The following is a 16,399-nucleotide window of genomic DNA, read 5'->3' on the forward strand; positions in this document are numbered from 1 at the left end:
ACCTTTTCTACGCGAAGATGACAAACCTACTGATAAGCACCCAGTATATTACCATTAGCGCGACAAAAATTAATGGGGGATGCCAAAAAAAGCGTGCAAGCCGAAAATAGTTCAACAAAAAGGCAGTAATAAGCGCTAAGAGAAAGGCAAGAGCAAGCCCCACAAGAGAAGGAGGGAAATATATTCCTATAAATGCAATTTCTTTTGGCAAAGGTCCTCCTAAAAACGTGCATTCTTCCACTCTTTCCCATCTATTTTATTCGAAGAAATTATTGTTTTAATGATCAGCTCTGAAAATCGGCTGATAGCTTTCGGCAATAAAAATAGATACTCACTCTCAGTTAAGCTGACGTTAATGTCTTCCTTATCTATTTGGGTTTTAAGCTTTTTCACTTCTTCCGCAATGTCTTTAACTCGTAAACGTAGTTCGTTTTCGAAATCATGGAGTGCGGAGGCTGAGTACGACACCGTAACTGTAATTAAAAACGTCTGGATAAGCTCAAACCAATGTGCAATAAGCGGTGCCAGTTTTTTAAATGACTCAGGATAATTCTTCTGCCCCAAGAAGAGTATACTCTGTATAATTTCCAGAAATGTTGCTGTGATGTGGGAAAGGTAAATAAACTCCTGAACAACTCCTTTTTCGTCTTTAATCCTGCCTCGGCAAAGTTGCTCCAGATTTTCTTGCAAGCTGGCTGGAATCATATTGAGCTTTATAATTTCCCTTTTGATTGATTTGTCGAGGTTGTTACTATCCGCCACCATAACATTTTTCTGTAAAAATTTTAGTATAGAAGCGAGCTGGTTGAAAAAAAATGTACGTCTTTTAATGAAGTGATATTTGGGATTAGGGGATTGTATTATGTATTCTACTAGTGATGAGATGCCAAAAGCTAATATCAGTGTAAGCGCAATGCTTAACATACTTTGGAAGTCATATTGCTGTACGTTTGCATAATGCGGGAAAGCAAACCATCCAACTAAAGACATCATTTTTGCGATACCAAAGGCTGGCTTATAAAATACAAATGATACAAGAAATACATAGCATCCAATGACAAAACCTAACTCAGTGTATGATGTTAGGTGCGGAACAATAGGAACAAAGACAACAAGAGCAAGGAGAGCGCCAAGACACGTGAATAGAAAGTCGCGTAGAGGCGTATGTGAGCTTGGCATCATTTTTAAAAGAGCAAAGACTGCTCCCAGTGTTAAGAAGGTACCGCTATATGACCCTGTGGGATATATATAATACCAGATGATAAGTACTAGCGAATAATTCAGCATACACTGCAGAGCAACAATAAACGGCTTGCGTCCAATGAAGAAAGGCGCACGAATTATTTGTAGTTCAGGCCGGTCACTGCGTGGGTTATCTGAAAACAGAAAGCGGTAATACTCTTGGATGGTATGGATGTTTTTTGCAAAGAGGTTAAATATTCGCTGAGTAGTGATTACCTGCGCTTGTCGGGAGGGAGGTAGCTTTTCAAAAAAGGTTTGGTCACGGATGAGACGTTTAGGAAGTTTAACGAACCGTGCGTACTCCTCAATCTTGGTGAATGATTCTGTCAGTTCGGTTAACTCTCGTTGTAATCTGGGGAGCGCTGTATTTACATAGTGTTTATGGATAGGAGAACTTAACCACCCCCAGCTTAGTTGAAGGGCGGAAATTCTATCTAGATAAAATACTAGTGTCAGCCAGTACTTCTTATTCATCCATGCCTGATATGTGTCCATCGATGCATAGTTAATGAATTGCTGAGCACTTTTTACTGTTTTATATATTTTTATTTGTGTCTGGAATATCTTATCTTCATCTAACTTGCTTTTTTCTTTTTGCACTTCTCCTAACAATTCTCCGTTTAAGGTCATTAGCGAGTTGACTTGCGATTGCAGAACTGGAAGAGATTTTTTGCGCCAAAGCAGTATTGTCACAATTCCATACACAAAAACACCTATACAGGTTTCTTCTGTTCTTGCTAGTGCGATTGTGAAAACTTTTGAGTAGTCTGGGACTGAACTTGTAATGGCGAGTAATGAAACTAACACAACAGAAAAGAAAAAAAATCCATTTGTCGGGAAGATATTATATAGAAATGCTGATGTTCCAATCATAAGTACAAGAACAATACCGAGCAATATAGGTTGTTGAGGGAGCATGGAAAATACAATTACAGCAAGAATCCCTCCAAGAAGAGTTCCTGGGATGGAGAGAAGCACTCTTTTGATGAACTGGCCTTCTGTTGAATAGTTGGTGACAATAATGGCCATTGGTGCCCAGTAAGGCTTTTGAAGGTCTAAATACAAGGCGATGCCGAAGGCTATTACAATAGCAATAGCTGGCTTGAGTGAGTCGATAATGCGTTGAAGCAGCTGCTCAGATAACATAGTACCTCGTGCTTACGAGAGTTTTTTCCTGTGATGTTGAGGGGTTCAGGGTAGTACAGGGACGATAGCACTGGTGTATGTTATTTGATTTTATTTTGACGTAAATTGAATGGTTACGAAGGGTAATTCTTCTTTTTTGTTTATATGTTCAATACAAACCCGATTCAGGGTGAAGGGTGATCGTATTGGGGTATTTTTTCTTAAAGCATGAGATCAAAAAAGCACAGGATAGTATCCTGTGCTTTTTTATATTGAACAAGTCTCAAACAGAAGAGCTGTGCATTTTATACTAACTAGTTAGAATGAATATTGTGTAATTAGCAGAACTCGCCATGCATCTTTTGTGTTGGATTCAGTCCAGACATCATCATCCAGATCCAGATGGATGTATGCCAATGACGGAATAAGCTCTAATTGCTCATAGAGGTCAATGTGCATCTCATAGTTTATCTCAAGGGCAAAGTCTTTATCTGTAAGGTACTTTGCGTAACTGTCTCGCTCGTCTTCTAAATGCCCGTTTTTGACAATTGATGAATCGTTAGTTCCCCACATTCCGAGCACACGGAGTTCTTGGGTCATGAAATCCCAAAATTTTACGTCCTCAAGGAAGATCCCAACAGCGACTTTACCTGTAGGGTCAGCAATAAGCTGTGAACTTTCATTCGCATAGGTGTCATCAAAGCCAAATGTAGTTAACGTCCATTCTGCGTTAACAAAAGGCATTCTTCCAGCCCCATCTTTGTACGCATCCGCATCGTCGCCCGATGCCCACCACGCTACAATGCTAGGGGTTAGTTTATCCATAGTGTAGCTGACCTTGGCGGCAGTAAACCCACCAGATCTGTCGGCGGCTTCATTAGCATTCAACTGGCCGTATATTCCATCAAAGTAAATGTTCAGGTTTTCACCGATTGTTGTTTTTGCTGAAAGACCAAGCCAGTAAACTTCAGATGCTGCTGTTCGTTCAACCCCGAGAAAACTGTTATCCAGTCCTAATGATGGACCGATGTCATACGTATAATTGTCGCCTCCGAATTTTACATTCTGTCCCAGAGCTGCGTATGAAATAAACGGAGTAAATGTAACAAGGTCAGTTGTGATAAAAGGTGCAGCGAGAAACATATCCATCTTGTTTTTTTGAGTGACGGTTTCACCGTCAGCCGTATCAACATCAAAAGGTCTGATCCACGCAAAGGTGGTGTGGTATACCTTTGTGAAGTGTGAGGTTGTTACAACGCCAGCAACATCATCATCAAAAATGACTGACCCTGCAATGAAGCCAGGGAAAGTTAGGCCTTGTATCCCCACACGGGTAGACAAAGGCAGGTTGGGACTCTTGTAGTGAATAAACAAACGCTTTGTTTCTACGCCTACTCCGTCTGAACCCAGATCTCCCCCCGCATTTCGTCCAGCTTTCATTCCTCCTGGGTCTTGTCCCCAGATATGGTTAATCTCGAAATAGCTCTGCCCATAAAGAGTTTCGTCTGCAATGAAATTTATTTGTGCTCTGAAGCGTTGCTTTACCTGAAAAGGGTCAGTTCCATCATTATTGTAGAAAGAGTTGTGCTGCCTAAATTGGGGGACATTCCAAAGGTCGCCCCGCGCTGTGAACTCTAGTCCATATGCTTTGGGTGACGTTAATAAGATCAGGATGAAGGTGAAAAGTACTAAATAGACTTGTTTCATGGCATACTCCTCTCCGTATATCTAAGAAATTGAATAGAGTATGCCATGCAGGTTATACTTTATATATGAGAAAGTTATTATAGTGAGTGCGGATTTTAAGAAGACGAAAAAGAATTATACTTATCAATACGTGCAGTTATAGTACCCTGTAAGATGCTTGAAGGTACATTTAACGCATAAAAGGATAAGAATATGCCCCTGCACACAAAAGATAGAGCAAGCTATAATGATGATATTTATGCCACCGATGAACTGTCTTCCACAGCTCCAGTATATAAAATTCCTAAAAAGGAAGCAGAGCCTCACAGCGCGTTTCAACTGGTAAATGATGAGTTGATGCTCGATGGTAATGCCCGTCAAAACTTGGCAACATTTTGTCAGACTTGGGTAGATAAAGAAATTCATACTCTTATGAATAACTGCATTGATAAGAATATGATCGATAAAGATGAATATCCACAGACTGCAGAAATTGAAAAACGTTGTGTTCATATGCTTGCTGATTTGTGGAACTCACCTAAGGCAGCACATACTCTGGGGTGTTCAACAACAGGTTCCAGTGAAGCAGCAATGTTGGGTGGAATGGCTTTGAAATGGCGCTGGCGTGAGAAAATGAAAAAACTCGGTAAGCCAACAGATAAGCCAAACTTAATTTGTGGCCCCGTACAGGTGTGCTGGCATAAGTTTGCAAAATACTGGGATATTGAATTACGCGAAATCCCTATGGAACATGACCGCCTGCTTATGTCACCAGAAGAGGTTATTAAACGTTGTGATGAAAATACTATCGGGGTTGTGCCGACTCTTGGTGTGACGTTCACATGCCAGTATGAGCCTGTTCTGGAAGTTGCAAAGGCATTGGATAAACTCCAGCAGGAGACTGGTCTTGATATACCTATGCACGTTGACGCAGCCAGCGGCGGGTTTGTTGCACCGTTTTGTGAACCCGAACTGGTATGGGACTTCAGAATTCCTCGAGTGAAATCTATCAACACGTCAGGGCATAAGTTTGGTTTAGCTCCTCTTGGAGTTGGATGGGTCTTGTGGCGGGAAAAGGAAGACCTACCAGACGATCTTATTTTTAGAGTGAACTATCTTGGCGGTGATATGCCTACGTTTGCGTTGAACTTTTCACGCCCCGGCGGACAGATCGTAGCACAGTATTACAATTTCCTGCGTCTTGGATACGAAGGGTACCGCAAGATTCACGATGCATGCTATGGCTCGGCTCAGTATCTTTCTGATGAAGTGAATAAAATTGGACTGTTCGATATTATTTACGATGGACGGGGCGGCATACCTGCAATGAGCTTTAAATTAAAAGATAATGCTGATGCTGGCTTTAATCTCTTTGATCTGAGTGATGCGATCCGTTCTCGCGGATGGCAGATTGCTGCGTACTCCATGCCGGATAACCGGAGTGATCTTGTTATCATGCGTATTTTAGTCCGTCACGGAGTCAGCAAAGATATGGTCGACCTGCTTGTGACAGACATAAAACGATGTGTGGATAAATTTGCGAAAAAACCAGTGGTCAACTTCTCTGATGAAGACGACTCTTCAGGTTTTAACCATGCATAATTTAATGGTGAGTCGGCAATATTGATACGCAACATATCTGTAGTCAAAGAGGACGCTATGCAAAAAAAATCCAGACCGAAACGTAGACGCACTCTCACTCCACGAATTGTGAAATATATTGCAGCAGCAGTGATAGTACTTGTTGCTATTGTTGGATCACTTCTTCCTGTTCACCAATACATTTCCTGCGATTCAACATCATTTGTGAAGATTGCTTCGGCAGCAGAAACAGTGGCTGATAAGTCTTCCTCTGTTGCTACTGCGGAACATGATGTGAAAGATTCAACGTTATGGATCGTAAAAGTGCTTCGTAAAAATACTGCACTTACGATTTTTATCACGCTGGCACTTGGATATTATATCGGTGCGATAAAACTGGGCAGTTTTTCATTGGGTTCTGTAACAGGAACACTCTTGATAGGCGTATTAATAGGGCAGTTAGGAATTGATGTTTCTCCGCAAGTAAAATCTATTTTCTTCACAATGTTTTTATTTGCGGTTGGCTACAGTGTAGGCCCACAGTTTGTTCGGGGGGTTGCCAGAGATGGCGCCCCTCAAGCTATTTTTGCGGTTGTTATTTGTGCCTTGTGTTTGCTGACAACGTATGTCGTGGTAAAGTTTGCCGGACTGGACGTAGGGTATGCAGCCGGGGTCTGGGCTGGAGCACAGACAATTTCTGCTTCAATTGGGCTTGCAACAGACGCCATTAACAACTCGGCAATTTCTAATCCTCAGGAAATGTTGAATCATATCCCTATTGCGTATGCGATTACCTATCTGTTCGGTACAATTGGTACAGGTATGATTTTGTCATATCTCGGGCCAAGCTTGATTCGCACTGATTTGCAAAAGGCTTGTAAAGACTATGAAGCAAAACTTTCTAAAGGTGCTCCTGAGGAGGGCATGAAGCTGGCGTGGCACCAACTGGAAGTTCGTGCGTTTGAGGTTCTTGATTCCGGAGACTTTGTCGGTAAAAACATTGAACAGGTAGAATCGTTCCATAAAAAAGAGCGTATCTTTATTGAAAAGGTAAAAAGAGGTGATGAGGTTATAGAGCCGACTCCAGATATGGTCATCAATGCAGGAGACGTAATTGCTATTTCAGCACCGACAGAGGTGTTGATTGCACTTGAGCCGCATACCAAAGAGGTTGCAGATAAAGAGTTACTGAGTATTCCAATGGAAACACTCAATCTGGTAATTACGAACAAAGCGGCGAATGGAAAAACATTGCTTGATCTTTCAAAAGAGAAATTTGCCCGCGGGGTTTTTCTTGAAAAAATTACTCGGGGTGCGACCAGTGTTGATGTGCCTATTCTAGCTCAGACAACTCTGCATAGGGGCGATATATTAAAATTAACCGGCAGTAAAACGCACACCGAGCGAATAGAAAAAGAGCTTGGCTACGCAGATCGAACTTCTACGGAAACTGATATGGTCTGGGTAGGTATTTTTATACTGCTCTTCGGACTTATCGGGGCGATATCCGTCGATGTAGGAGGCGTACCGATTACGCTTTCAGTCTCAGGCGGTGTGTTGATCGGCGGGTTGATTCTCGGATGGCTCCGGTCTGTTCATCCAACGTTTGGTAGACTTCCTGCCCCGACTCAGTGGTTCATGAACTCCGTAGGTTTGAATGTTTTCATTGCAATTGTGGGCATCTCCGCAGGTCCCGGTTTTGTGAGCGGAATCGAGCAGGAAGGCTTGGGGCTGTTAACCTGTGGTCTTATTGCCACAGCAGTTCCAATGTTATTGGCTCCACTCATAGGGAAGTACATTTTTAAATTTGATCCTGCAATCAACCTTGGCTGTTGTGGTGGAGCCAGAACCAGCACAGCTTCAGTTGCTATGGTGGGTGATGCTGCGAAAAGTAATATTCCAATGCTTGGCTATACAGTTCCGTATGCGGTGAGCAATACGCTATTAACATTAATCGGTATGATTATTGTGCTCATTTATTGATCGAGTTTGTTTTTACTGAACATGACCGTTCAATATGAGTATCAGGAGTAAGGCAATGGATCGCAGGAAAGAAAAAGAGTTAGAAAAACTGAGCCCGTTCGAAGTAAAAAATACACTAATTTCATATGCAGAAGATTCGCATGACCATGCGTTCATTAATGCAGGAAGAGGAAATCCAAACTGGGTTGCGACTCTTCCTCGTGCAGCTTTCTTTGAACTTGGCAGTTTTGCATTACTCGAATCTAAGCGAACTCTCACTCATCTTCCCGGTTTTGGTGGGCTAGGTGAGAAAAAAGGCGTAGCAACGCGTTTCAAAGCGTTTTGCACCGAACATGCTGCGTCAGAAGGTGTGCAGTTTTTAGAACAGGCACTTGAGTTTCTAACTCAGAAAAAGCAATTTGATGCTGAAACGCTCTTGCATGAATGGGTTGAGGGAATACTTGGTGACAACTATCCTGTTCCTGACAGGATGCTTGAATGCAGTGAGAAAATTGTTCACGAGTACTTAATGCAGGAAATGTGTGCAGGTGATTTCCCATTGCCGGAAGGATCATTCGATTTATTTGCAGTCGAAGGTGGCACTGCGGCTATGTTTTATGTGTTCAATTCGCTTAAAAGCAATCGAATGTTGAATAAGGGAGACACAATCGCCATCGGCAGTCCTATTTTTACTCCGTACATTGAAATGCCTGAACTGGAAGATTATGCCCTCAAGAAAATAGAGGTCATGGAAGATGAGAAGATGGCATGGAGTATTCCGGATAGCGAACTGAAGAAATTACGTGATCCGAAAGTGAAAGCGTTTTTTCTGGTCAATCCCAGCAACCCTACGTCAATGAAACTGGATGATAGTACATTGCGTACAATTGCGTCCATCGCACAGGATAGACATGATCTGATAATTTTAACAGATGATGTTTACGGTACGTTTGCTGATAATTTCACGTCGCTGGCAATGCTTGCTCCCCATAATACCATTCTGGTGTATTCATTTTCAAAATATTTTGGAGCAACTGGATGGCGGCTTGGTGTGATAGGGATACATAAAGAGAACATGTTTGATCAGCACATTGCTTCAGTTAGCGATGAATTGAAAGATACATTTAGAATCCGGTACGGAGGAATTAGTCTTGATCCGGATTCGCTGAAGTTTATTGACCGTATTGTTGCGGATAGTCGGGCTGTTGCACTAAACCATACGGCAGGGCTGTCCACTCCTCAGCAGATTCAAATGACCCTGTTTGCTCTTCTCAGCTTAATGAAGGGTGGTGATGAGTATAAGCAGCGGGCAAAACATATTGTTCGTAAGAGATACCATGCACTCCTTAAACATAGTGAAGGTCGTGAGATTGTTAGTGAGCATGATGCAAACGGTGCTTTTTACTATGTTGAGATTGATATTCAAAAAATAGCGATGGAAACCCATGGTAAAGACTTTTTCGATTGGTTGAAAAAGAAGTACGAGCCAATTGATCTGCTCATAAAGCTTGCGAGAGACAACGGTGTGGTTGTCATGCCGGGAGCTGGTTTTGATGCACCGGACTGGTCTTTACGGATTTCATTGGCAAACCAGTCTGATAAGCAATGCGAAATTATTATGGATGCAATAGAAGCACATATTAATTCGTATTATGAGGTATTTTTTACTAAGTAGCGTTTGTAGTCGCAAAAAATAGTACGGGGCTGCACAATTTATTGTGCAGCCCCGTTTCATTATTGATGCAAGCTGTGGCATCTGGCTTTGTCTGTTTTTTCAGCAGCAAGTGGTCATTGGATGAATTGACAGAAAAAGATGTTGAACTTGAGAGTCTTCAGAGCACGCTTTTCAAGCGCCATGTCGGCGTACATTCGTTTGAACTGTGGTAGCTCATGCTACATATCTTTCATCCGCTTCAGATCCGAAGCCTGCATGCCGCATTCTTTGATTTCCAATTGTAATAGGTAGCATCTGAAATTCCATGACTGCGATAAATGTCTTTGACTTTGCTGCCAGCTTCACCTTCTTTCAAAATCGCAATAAGCTGCGTTTCAGTAAATCGTGATTTCTTCATAGATATCTCCTGACTGCGTTATGCAAGAAAACTCTATTTTTGACTTGTGTCTTTTTATGGGAAGCTTACGTGTTGACGTTGCTAAGAAGGGCGCTTGAAGGATTTGGATAAGAAAAAACTCCCATCATGATATGTGGGAGGTTGGAAACGACTGGGCTTGTTACTGCTAAAAATCAATGAAGGGAAAAACTTTTCGAAAAAGTCTTTCAACTTCTGGATGTGACTTTAAAGCTTTTTTAGCTTTTCTCTCTAGTCCGGAGGTGTGTTCATATGGGATTATACCACGTTTGTATGCAATTCCGGTTAAGGCATCTAACTGTTTTTCAGTAAGTCCCACATCCCAGTCTCCGTGATATCTTTCTCTAAAAGTCTTTATTAAAGAGAACCTATCTTCACCACACCCAATTAGGTCTGAATAAGCAATGAGAAGTTCAGTGTCTTCACACTGTACAATTAACCTCTCTAAATTAGTTTGCAACTCTTCTTCATTAATAGTCTCAAAGAGGAGACATGAATGTTGAAAACCAATTACCTCATATTCATTTGCCTTAAGTTCTTTATTTTCCATTCCTTCACCGCCTGTTGGGATCTGATCGGACAATGATTGTACCGGAGCCGATAGTAACTCGGTTAATCTGACGTTTATCGTGGGAAGAGTATCCGCCGGAGGCCGTGCTTGTGTCAATAATGTTGTTATTGCAATCAGTAGTGGCTTTGCAGAATGGTTGGATAGGGTAGCGATACTACGCTGTTTTAGAGGGACTGCGTAGCGCTCTGTCGTAAGATTTTATCTCCGGCAGAGGGCGATAAACAACAGCAAAGACTCCCTATTAAGGAAACCTTTGCTGTTAGTGTTCGTAAATGAACTCAAATGTCAGATTTAGTAATTTATTTAAAAGGTAGGCTACCTGTCAATTTTCTTCATGTTTACCATGTCTTGTAATATCGAGCCCACTCAGCTCCATTGATAACTAAATACTCATTACCCAGTTCTTCTTGCAAACGCTGCTTTAATATTCGTCCACGGGCTCCATGTTCTTGCTCTGCCGCTTTTGACGGGAAACATGAGTCTGGTGGATAGGGCGCTAGTGTATCTTGAAACTCTTCATCCCAATCATCAATATCACGCCTTAACTCATCTGAGACTTTTAATTCATTAATTTCAATATATTTAAAGCAACCATCCTCTCTGTTGACAATTGATAAAGGTGGATCCATATATTGGGCAGATAGCTGTAATATTATTTTTGTCATAAGATCCAATAGCTTGGATGTGCAGTTACAATAAAGCCATTGCTACCTACACCGATTGTTACTTTTTATTTTTCTATGACTTTTCAATATGTTTGAAATTTACCGGAAGAGTGGTCAACTTTCTGTCTTAGATCACATAGAAACCACTATGCGCTAAAGATCATCTTCGATAATATATTGTATTGATTTAAGAAAATGTTCACCAAAGCTGTTGGCTAAAATGTAGGGTTTCTTTTGTTGCCGCTCAATGTCTTCACTAAAGTCCCAAAGAATAACAGGGCACTCTTCTTTTTCCATCTGAGACAGCAATAAACATGTCACACCATCTTCTATTTTTTGAATGACGAACAAATCATTTGGCAGTCCAAATTGTCTATGAACTTCTTGTGTAACCCAATAAGCATTTAAAAAATATTTTTCATCTAACTGGCCTTCGAGTAAGCCACAATACTCAACCGCATCTATGCCGCCAAATCCATATTTTAATAAGAAAGTACGATAGGATGCAGGAAGCGGAAAATTAATAGCATCTTCGCACCGTTTAATAAGTTTTTCTGAAACAGGACGTGGAATATCAAACTCTAATCCTTTTTCAGTGGCTAATTCCAGAGCGATGTTAAATGCATCTATCGTCATTAAAATCCTCTTATTTTCCTATTTGGGTTTTCCGTGTTCATTGCAAGCTTACCTTAAAAAAACAACGACACCTTGAAGTAGGGCGACGTTGTTTTGTGCGCTGCTCTAGAAACTACGTGCGATCTGCTTCATCCAAATCATTTTCATATGCTTCAAATATAGCTTCATACTCTTGATATAGCCTCAAAGTAGTGCTGGTAATTAATTCAACTGCAGAGAGATCGATATCTTTAAGATACACAACTTTTTCTTTTGAAAGGCAAGCGTCAGGTAGTAAAAATCTCAAAGCAGTACACATGCCTTGATTAACAACGCTTTCCCAACCTTCTGGGTCAAGACGTTCTTCAATTTCTTCTCCAAGTTTCAATAGATGTTGGCTTTCCCAATGTCGTCCTTCACCAGTACCGTCACTGACATCAATTTCCTGCGGCCAGAACTGGCTGACTTTTTTATACATTTCTGTGAATTTTAAAGTGTAACCTAAAGGTTTGGTAGGGAGTGTTTTTAAATCATTGTGGTACGATTCATATACCGACTGAAATTCATCAGCTGTTTTTAGGTTATGTTTGGTTGCTGCTTCAACCATGTATAGATCAATATCGTTGAGTTTCAGTACCTTTTCGCCTGTTGGACAAACATCAAGTAATAAATCGCCCAAAGCGATATAGATAGAAAAATTGACTACGCCTTCCCATTCCCAGCCTTCTGCATCAAGGCGTTCTTGAATGCTTTCATATTGTGACCACAGTTTGCGACTATTCCAAGAATCTCCCTCACCAGTACAGTCACTGACATCAATGTTCTGTGGCCAATATTGGCTGACTTTTTGGTACATTTCTGTAAATTTCATATTATCTCCTAAGGTATCACAAGTACCTTGCCAGTTATTGAAAGAGTATATTTTCGTCCATTACGTGGATGGTGTTTTTTCTTTGCGCCAACTTTCCATTCGCCATCTTTACCTCTGTGCTTGGAGGTACTTTTTTTATAGATGTAGCCGTCAAATTCAAAATAGCCTCTATGTTTTACAAAAGCCTCTTTATCTTCTGTAGGAACTGGTAATCTGTCTCCAACTTTTACGGTGCTAATACTTGTTGTTGTAACTTCTTTTCGAAGGGGATTTTTTTCTTTGTTAATGGATGCCTTACATATTTTTGTCCATCACTACTTTCAAGTATATGCCATCCGTTAAACTCACCACTTTGATCTGGAGTGGTGTAGACGGTTGGTGTACTTGAACCATTGTTTGGAGTTGTTAACGGAGAGTAGTCACCTGGGACTAACTTAATAGCTTGGATACAGTTATGGGTAGGGTAGGCTATTATCCAAGCTCATATTGAATAGCTTTGAAAGAGCAGGGTTAAATAACAGCAAAGGCTCCCAACTTAATATGGGAGCCTTTGCTGTTAAAGTGGCGTTGGTGGTATGATTTTTATGTTATATTTTTTTATAATATGTTCAACATCTTGAAGCCTGACAAACCCTTGGTCTTCACTAAAGTCATCCCAGGCTACTTCAATCCCTTCTTTAATATAGCCGAGGGTCTCAAGATAATCTATTAAGTCTTCGCCTTTTTCATCGTCAAATATGTCCTCTAGCGATAACCATGTTGCGTCACATTCCTCACATGCGTGTATTACTTGTCCCGTTTTTTTTAGTAAAATCTTCATAATTCTTCCATCTTGAAAGCCTGGGCAATAAATTTGACTAGATTTACCAACTACAATGTTTTTTATCTTCACTTCTTTCTACCTTACTGGATATGCGGATTTTATTTCTGTCGTACCTGTCTTAACTACGATGCGTACTTTAGTATCGCCTTTAGTGCCGATAGTTCGCCCCACTGGGATATTATAAGCAGTGTTTCCATATCTGGTAACCCCTTTCATTTTTGACGGCTAGATGCCCATGCTTCATCAAGTAAAGGAAGGAGCTGTTCTTTAGGTATGCTAAAGACGCTGTGTATATCTTTAGCAGGGTCTGGCTTGGTATGAGATAGAACGTGTTTAATTCTGTTTGGGTGTTTTTTCCAGTGTAGATATTGACTTTCTTGTCACCTATGATGGACGTCTGTTGTTTAACCTATTTGGATTTTGCCTTGCTTTTTCCACCTCCAAGGCTCCCGCCTGCGTTATTTTTCTCGTTTGAGGAAAAGCCACCAATGGCATTAAGCCGTAGCCGATGGTTACAGACCCTCCAATACTGAGTTGTGTACTTTTGGAACTTGTTCTTTCTTGAGTACTTGCGACTGTCAGATTCTCGCCGACATTCATGTCAACAGTTGAACCATGCAGGTTAGCGCCTTGAATGGTAGTGTTTTTTCCAGAAACAACAGAAAGAGTTTCTCCGGCACTGACTTGCGTATTAACCGGAGTGGATACTTTACCTTCGCCTTTTTGAAGAGCAAACGATGCGGAGACGGTTACGCCGAAGGCAGGAGTTCCAGCACCGACACTGGCACCAATGCCTGCACGTGCATCAGTAGTGGTGGTGCTGAAGGCGGATGTAAAAGTGTTGGCAGAAGAGGAGACAGTGACATCTTTTGTTGCATGTACAACTGCTCCAGTAATGGCGACATCTTTTTGGGCATCAATGGTGATGTTTTTACCGGACTGGATTGTTGAAGCCACAGCTGTTTCAGATGTTTTTTCCTGCGTTGTTTTGAAGTGAGTTGAGTAAGTGAGATGCGGTGGTGCTCTTATAATAAAAAAACGCTCTCATATTCCTGAGAGCGCCTTTCGTAATTTTTTGTTTGTGGTCATGTTCTTTGTGCGACTAGAGCAAAACGACCTTTATTTTATATTTTTCAATAGTATCTTTTACTTCATCGAACTGAACAAACTTCCCATTTTCTAATATACTATCCCAATCGTCAAAGCCTTCAGTTGTAATGTGTCCTTCATCTTCAAGGTAGCCAGTGAAGAAGTCACTTTTCTTCAAAATTATTTCTTCAAGGCTAAACCAAAGGGATTCACATTCTTCACACACATAAACTTCTTTTTGAATTTTCTTTAGAATAACTTTTTGTATCCGTCCCTGTTCACAGTCTGAACAATATATATATCCTTTTTTGTCTACTTTAATGTATTTTATCATATAATGTTTCTACCTTTTGGGAAAAGAAGTGACTACTTGATCTGTGTTTTTGCCCTCAGTGACGATACGGATCGTTCTTTCACCGTTAGTTCTAGTGACTCTATCATTGGAAAGCCAGCTTGGCGGGGAAACTTACGATGTTTCTGAGAATGCCTTTTGTGACTTTTTACTAACGGTAATGTTGGTTGCGCTATTCTAGAACAACGACTTTTATTTTATGTTTTTCAACAAAGTCTTTTATCTCATCAAAGTTAACGTAGTCTCCATCTTCTAATATACTATCCCAATCATCAAAGCCTTCAGTTGTAATGTACCCTTTTCTTTTAAGGTAACCAGTAAAGAAATCACTTTGCTCTAAAATAATGCCCTTAAGGCTAAACCAAAGCGATTCACATTCATCACACACAAAAATATCTTTTTTAATTTTCTTTAGGAAAAATTTCTTAATCCATCCCTGTTCACAATCAGAACAATATATTTGCCCGCTTTTTTCTATCTCAATGTATTTAACCATATAATATTTTACCTTTTAGGAAAGCCTGCTTGGCGGGGAAACTTGCGATGTTTCTGAGAATGCCTTTTGTGACTTTTTGCTAACAGTAATGTTGGTTGCGCTATTCTAGAACAACGACTTTTATTTTATGTTTATCAACAATTTCTTTTATCTCATCAAATGTAACAAAATCTCTATATTCTAGAATGCTATTCCAATCATCAAATCCATCTTTTGTAATTTGTCCTTTATCCTTAAGAAAACCTGTAAAAAAGTCGCCACGTTCTAAAAAAATACCTTCAAGGGTAAACCATAGAGATTCGCATTCTTCACATACATAAATCTCTTGCTGAATTTTTTTCAGAAAAACTTTTTGAATTCGACCATCATGAAAATCAGGACAATAAATCTGCTTGTATTCATCTGTTTCAATATATTTAATCATTGTAGTTTCCCTATTTCAGAGGAAAGGATGTGATAACGTTACCAGATCCTTTTCCTTCAATAACTACTCGTATGGTTTTTTCATCTTTCGTTCCAACCACTCTATCCATTTGAATATCATAAGCAAAACTATTTTTAGGTTGTTTAATTACGACAGCTAAGCTTTCTCTTCGCCATGCTTCATCAATGAGTGTTAGCACCTTACTTTCAGGGACATTGAAAACACTATGAGTTCTTTTCTCAACATTCGGTATTAAGTGTTGCATTACATGGTGAATTCTATCTCCGTGTGTATCATCAGGCTCGTAGGTCAACCCAGCAGGGGGCGCCCAAGTTTTCGTTTGTCGATCATAGGTTACTGGCAGCTCTTGACCATATGGACGATCATTTGAGCCCTTCGTAAATTGTGCCAACATTGGCGTTGTAACATCAATTTCACCACTTTGATCAGGAGTGGTGTAGAGGGTTGGTGTACTTGAACCATTGTGTGGAATTATTAATGGAGAGTAGCCGCCGGAAAGGTGGGACTAACTTAATAGCGTGGATACAGTTATGGGTAGGGTAGGCTATTATCCAAGCTCTTATTGAATAGCTTTGAAAGGACAGGGTACAATAACAGCAAAGGCTCCCAACTTAATATGGGAGCCTTTGCTGTTAAAGTGGCGTTGGTGGTATGATTTTTATGTTATATTTTTTTATAATATGTTCAACATCTTGAAGCGTGACGAACCCTTGATTTTTTCTAAAATCATCCCAGGCTACTTCAATCCCTTCTTTTATATAGCCGAGGGTCTCAAGATAATCTATT

General features: G+C 40.5%; 16 protein-coding genes and 1 pseudogene. 3 read left to right on the forward strand and 14 right to left on the reverse strand.

The window, feature by feature from the left end:
* Window positions 1-7: 7 nt before the first annotated feature.
* The 3 genes from SP90_RS16970 to SP90_RS12270 form a co-directional block, all read right to left on the reverse strand.
* Window positions 8-241, reverse strand: a complete 234-nt coding sequence (locus tag SP90_RS16970; RefSeq protein WP_407920037.1) for a DUF1656 domain-containing protein — start codon at window positions 239-241, stop codon at window positions 8-10.
* Window positions 220-2,388 (reverse strand): FUSC family protein, encoded by a 2,169-nt coding sequence (locus SP90_RS12265; protein ID WP_066856657.1) that lies wholly within the window; start codon window positions 2,386-2,388, stop codon window positions 220-222. Before SP90_RS12265 ends, SP90_RS16970 begins: the two co-directional genes overlap by 22 nt.
* A 297-nt stretch (window positions 2,389-2,685) precedes the next feature.
* Window positions 2,686-4,074 carry an outer membrane homotrimeric porin gene (locus tag SP90_RS12270; protein WP_157471282.1) on the reverse strand — a complete coding sequence of 463 codons (1,389 nt, stop codon included), beginning with the start codon at window positions 4,072-4,074 and terminating at the stop codon, window positions 2,686-2,688.
* A gap of 192 nt (window positions 4,075-4,266) precedes the next feature.
* On the opposite strand from SP90_RS12270, the gene SP90_RS12275 reads away from it, so the two are divergent.
* Genes SP90_RS12275 through SP90_RS12285 form a run of 3 tightly spaced genes read left to right on the forward strand, consistent with a single transcriptional unit; the run spans window position 4,267 to window position 9,271 of the window.
* A complete protein-coding gene (locus SP90_RS12275; protein ID WP_066856663.1) occupies window positions 4,267-5,655 on the forward strand; it encodes a glutamate decarboxylase in 1,389 nt (462 codons plus the stop codon).
* A gap of 57 nt (window positions 5,656-5,712) precedes the next feature.
* Window positions 5,713-7,617: an aspartate-alanine antiporter gene (gene aspT / locus SP90_RS12280; RefSeq protein ID WP_082936429.1), complete on the forward strand. Its 1,905-nt coding sequence runs from the start codon at window positions 5,713-5,715 to the stop codon at window positions 7,615-7,617.
* Window positions 7,618-7,672: 55 nt separating this feature from the next.
* The gene (locus tag SP90_RS12285; protein ID WP_066856666.1) at window positions 7,673-9,271 is read left to right on the forward strand and encodes a bifunctional aspartate transaminase/aspartate 4-decarboxylase; all 1,599 of its coding nucleotides are present in this window, start codon (window positions 7,673-7,675) and stop codon (window positions 9,269-9,271) included.
* Between the two features lie 149 nt (window positions 9,272-9,420).
* On the opposite strand, the pseudogene SP90_RS12290 reads toward SP90_RS12285, so the two are convergent.
* The 11 genes and pseudogenes from SP90_RS12290 to SP90_RS12340 all read right to left on the reverse strand — a co-directional run.
* Window positions 9,421-9,668, reverse strand: a pseudogene (locus SP90_RS12290) (transposase); the annotation flags it as partial.
* Window positions 9,669-9,834: 166 nt separating this feature from the next.
* Entirely contained in the window at window positions 9,835-10,236 is a 402-nt protein-coding gene (locus SP90_RS12295; protein ID WP_066856669.1) for a hypothetical protein, read from the reverse strand.
* Window positions 10,237-10,595: 359 nt separating this feature from the next.
* Entirely contained in the window at window positions 10,596-10,922 is a 327-nt protein-coding gene (locus SP90_RS12300) for a hypothetical protein (protein WP_066856672.1), read from the reverse strand.
* A 153-nt stretch (window positions 10,923-11,075) separates the two neighbouring features.
* Complete coding sequence (locus SP90_RS12305) at window positions 11,076-11,558, reverse strand: SMI1/KNR4 family protein (protein ID WP_066856675.1); 483 nt, start codon at window positions 11,556-11,558, stop codon at window positions 11,076-11,078.
* Window positions 11,559-11,670: 112 nt separating this feature from the next.
* The gene (locus tag SP90_RS12310) at window positions 11,671-12,408 is read right to left on the reverse strand and encodes a hypothetical protein (RefSeq protein ID WP_066856678.1); all 738 of its coding nucleotides are present in this window, start codon (window positions 12,406-12,408) and stop codon (window positions 11,671-11,673) included.
* 556 nt (window positions 12,409-12,964) lie between these two features.
* Window positions 12,965-13,300, reverse strand: coding sequence for a hypothetical protein (locus tag SP90_RS12315; protein WP_157471285.1), 336 nt, complete (start codon window positions 13,298-13,300; stop codon window positions 12,965-12,967).
* A gap of 315 nt (window positions 13,301-13,615) precedes the next feature.
* Window positions 13,616-14,263, reverse strand: coding sequence for a hemagglutinin repeat-containing protein (locus SP90_RS12320; protein ID WP_082936430.1), 648 nt, complete (start codon window positions 14,261-14,263; stop codon window positions 13,616-13,618).
* A gap of 70 nt (window positions 14,264-14,333) precedes the next feature.
* Complete coding sequence (locus SP90_RS12325; protein WP_066856687.1) at window positions 14,334-14,654, reverse strand: hypothetical protein; 321 nt, start codon at window positions 14,652-14,654, stop codon at window positions 14,334-14,336.
* Window positions 14,655-14,844: 190 nt separating this feature from the next.
* Entirely contained in the window at window positions 14,845-15,168 is a 324-nt protein-coding gene (locus SP90_RS12330; protein ID WP_066856690.1) for a hypothetical protein, read from the reverse strand.
* A gap of 100 nt (window positions 15,169-15,268) precedes the next feature.
* Complete coding sequence (locus tag SP90_RS12335) at window positions 15,269-15,592, reverse strand: hypothetical protein (protein WP_066856693.1); 324 nt, start codon at window positions 15,590-15,592, stop codon at window positions 15,269-15,271.
* Between the two features lie 10 nt (window positions 15,593-15,602).
* Entirely contained in the window at window positions 15,603-16,007 is a 405-nt protein-coding gene (locus tag SP90_RS12340) for a hypothetical protein (protein WP_066856695.1), read from the reverse strand.
* Between the last annotated feature and the right edge of the window lie 392 nt (window positions 16,008-16,399).

This window comes from Halodesulfovibrio spirochaetisodalis (genome assembly GCF_001672295.1).
GTDB lineage: Bacteria > Desulfobacterota > Desulfovibrionia > Desulfovibrionales > Desulfovibrionaceae > Halodesulfovibrio > Halodesulfovibrio spirochaetisodalis.

Excerpts from the sequence above, each read along its gene's own strand:
- SP90_RS12300 (WP_066856672.1), bottom strand. The coding sequence starts at position 10,922 with ATGACAAAAATAATATTACAGCTATCTGCCCAATATATGGATCCACCT.
- SP90_RS12310 (WP_066856678.1), bottom strand. The coding sequence starts at position 12,408 with ATGAAATTTACAGAAATGTACCAAAAAGTCAGCCAATATTGGCCACAG.
- SP90_RS12265 (WP_066856657.1), bottom strand. The coding sequence starts at position 2,388 with ATGTTATCTGAGCAGCTGCTTCAACGCATTATCGACTCACTCAAGCCA.
- SP90_RS12270 (WP_157471282.1), bottom strand. The coding sequence starts at position 4,074 with ATGAAACAAGTCTATTTAGTACTTTTCACCTTCATCCTGATCTTATTA.
- SP90_RS12285 (WP_066856666.1), top strand. The coding sequence starts at position 7,673 with ATGGATCGCAGGAAAGAAAAAGAGTTAGAAAAACTGAGCCCGTTCGAA.
- SP90_RS12340 (WP_066856695.1), bottom strand. The coding sequence starts at position 16,007 with ATGTTGGCACAATTTACGAAGGGCTCAAATGATCGTCCATATGGTCAA.
- aspT (WP_082936429.1), top strand. The coding sequence starts at position 5,713 with ATGCAAAAAAAATCCAGACCGAAACGTAGACGCACTCTCACTCCACGA.
- SP90_RS12330 (WP_066856690.1), bottom strand. The coding sequence starts at position 15,168 with ATGGTTAAATACATTGAGATAGAAAAAAGCGGGCAAATATATTGTTCT.
- SP90_RS12275 (WP_066856663.1), top strand. The coding sequence starts at position 4,267 with ATGCCCCTGCACACAAAAGATAGAGCAAGCTATAATGATGATATTTAT.
- SP90_RS12295 (WP_066856669.1), bottom strand. The coding sequence starts at position 10,236 with ATGGAAAATAAAGAACTTAAGGCAAATGAATATGAGGTAATTGGTTTT.
- SP90_RS12325 (WP_066856687.1), bottom strand. The coding sequence starts at position 14,654 with ATGATAAAATACATTAAAGTAGACAAAAAAGGATATATATATTGTTCA.
- SP90_RS12335 (WP_066856693.1), bottom strand. The coding sequence starts at position 15,592 with ATGATTAAATATATTGAAACAGATGAATACAAGCAGATTTATTGTCCT.
- SP90_RS12305 (WP_066856675.1), bottom strand. The coding sequence starts at position 11,558 with ATGACGATAGATGCATTTAACATCGCTCTGGAATTAGCCACTGAAAAA.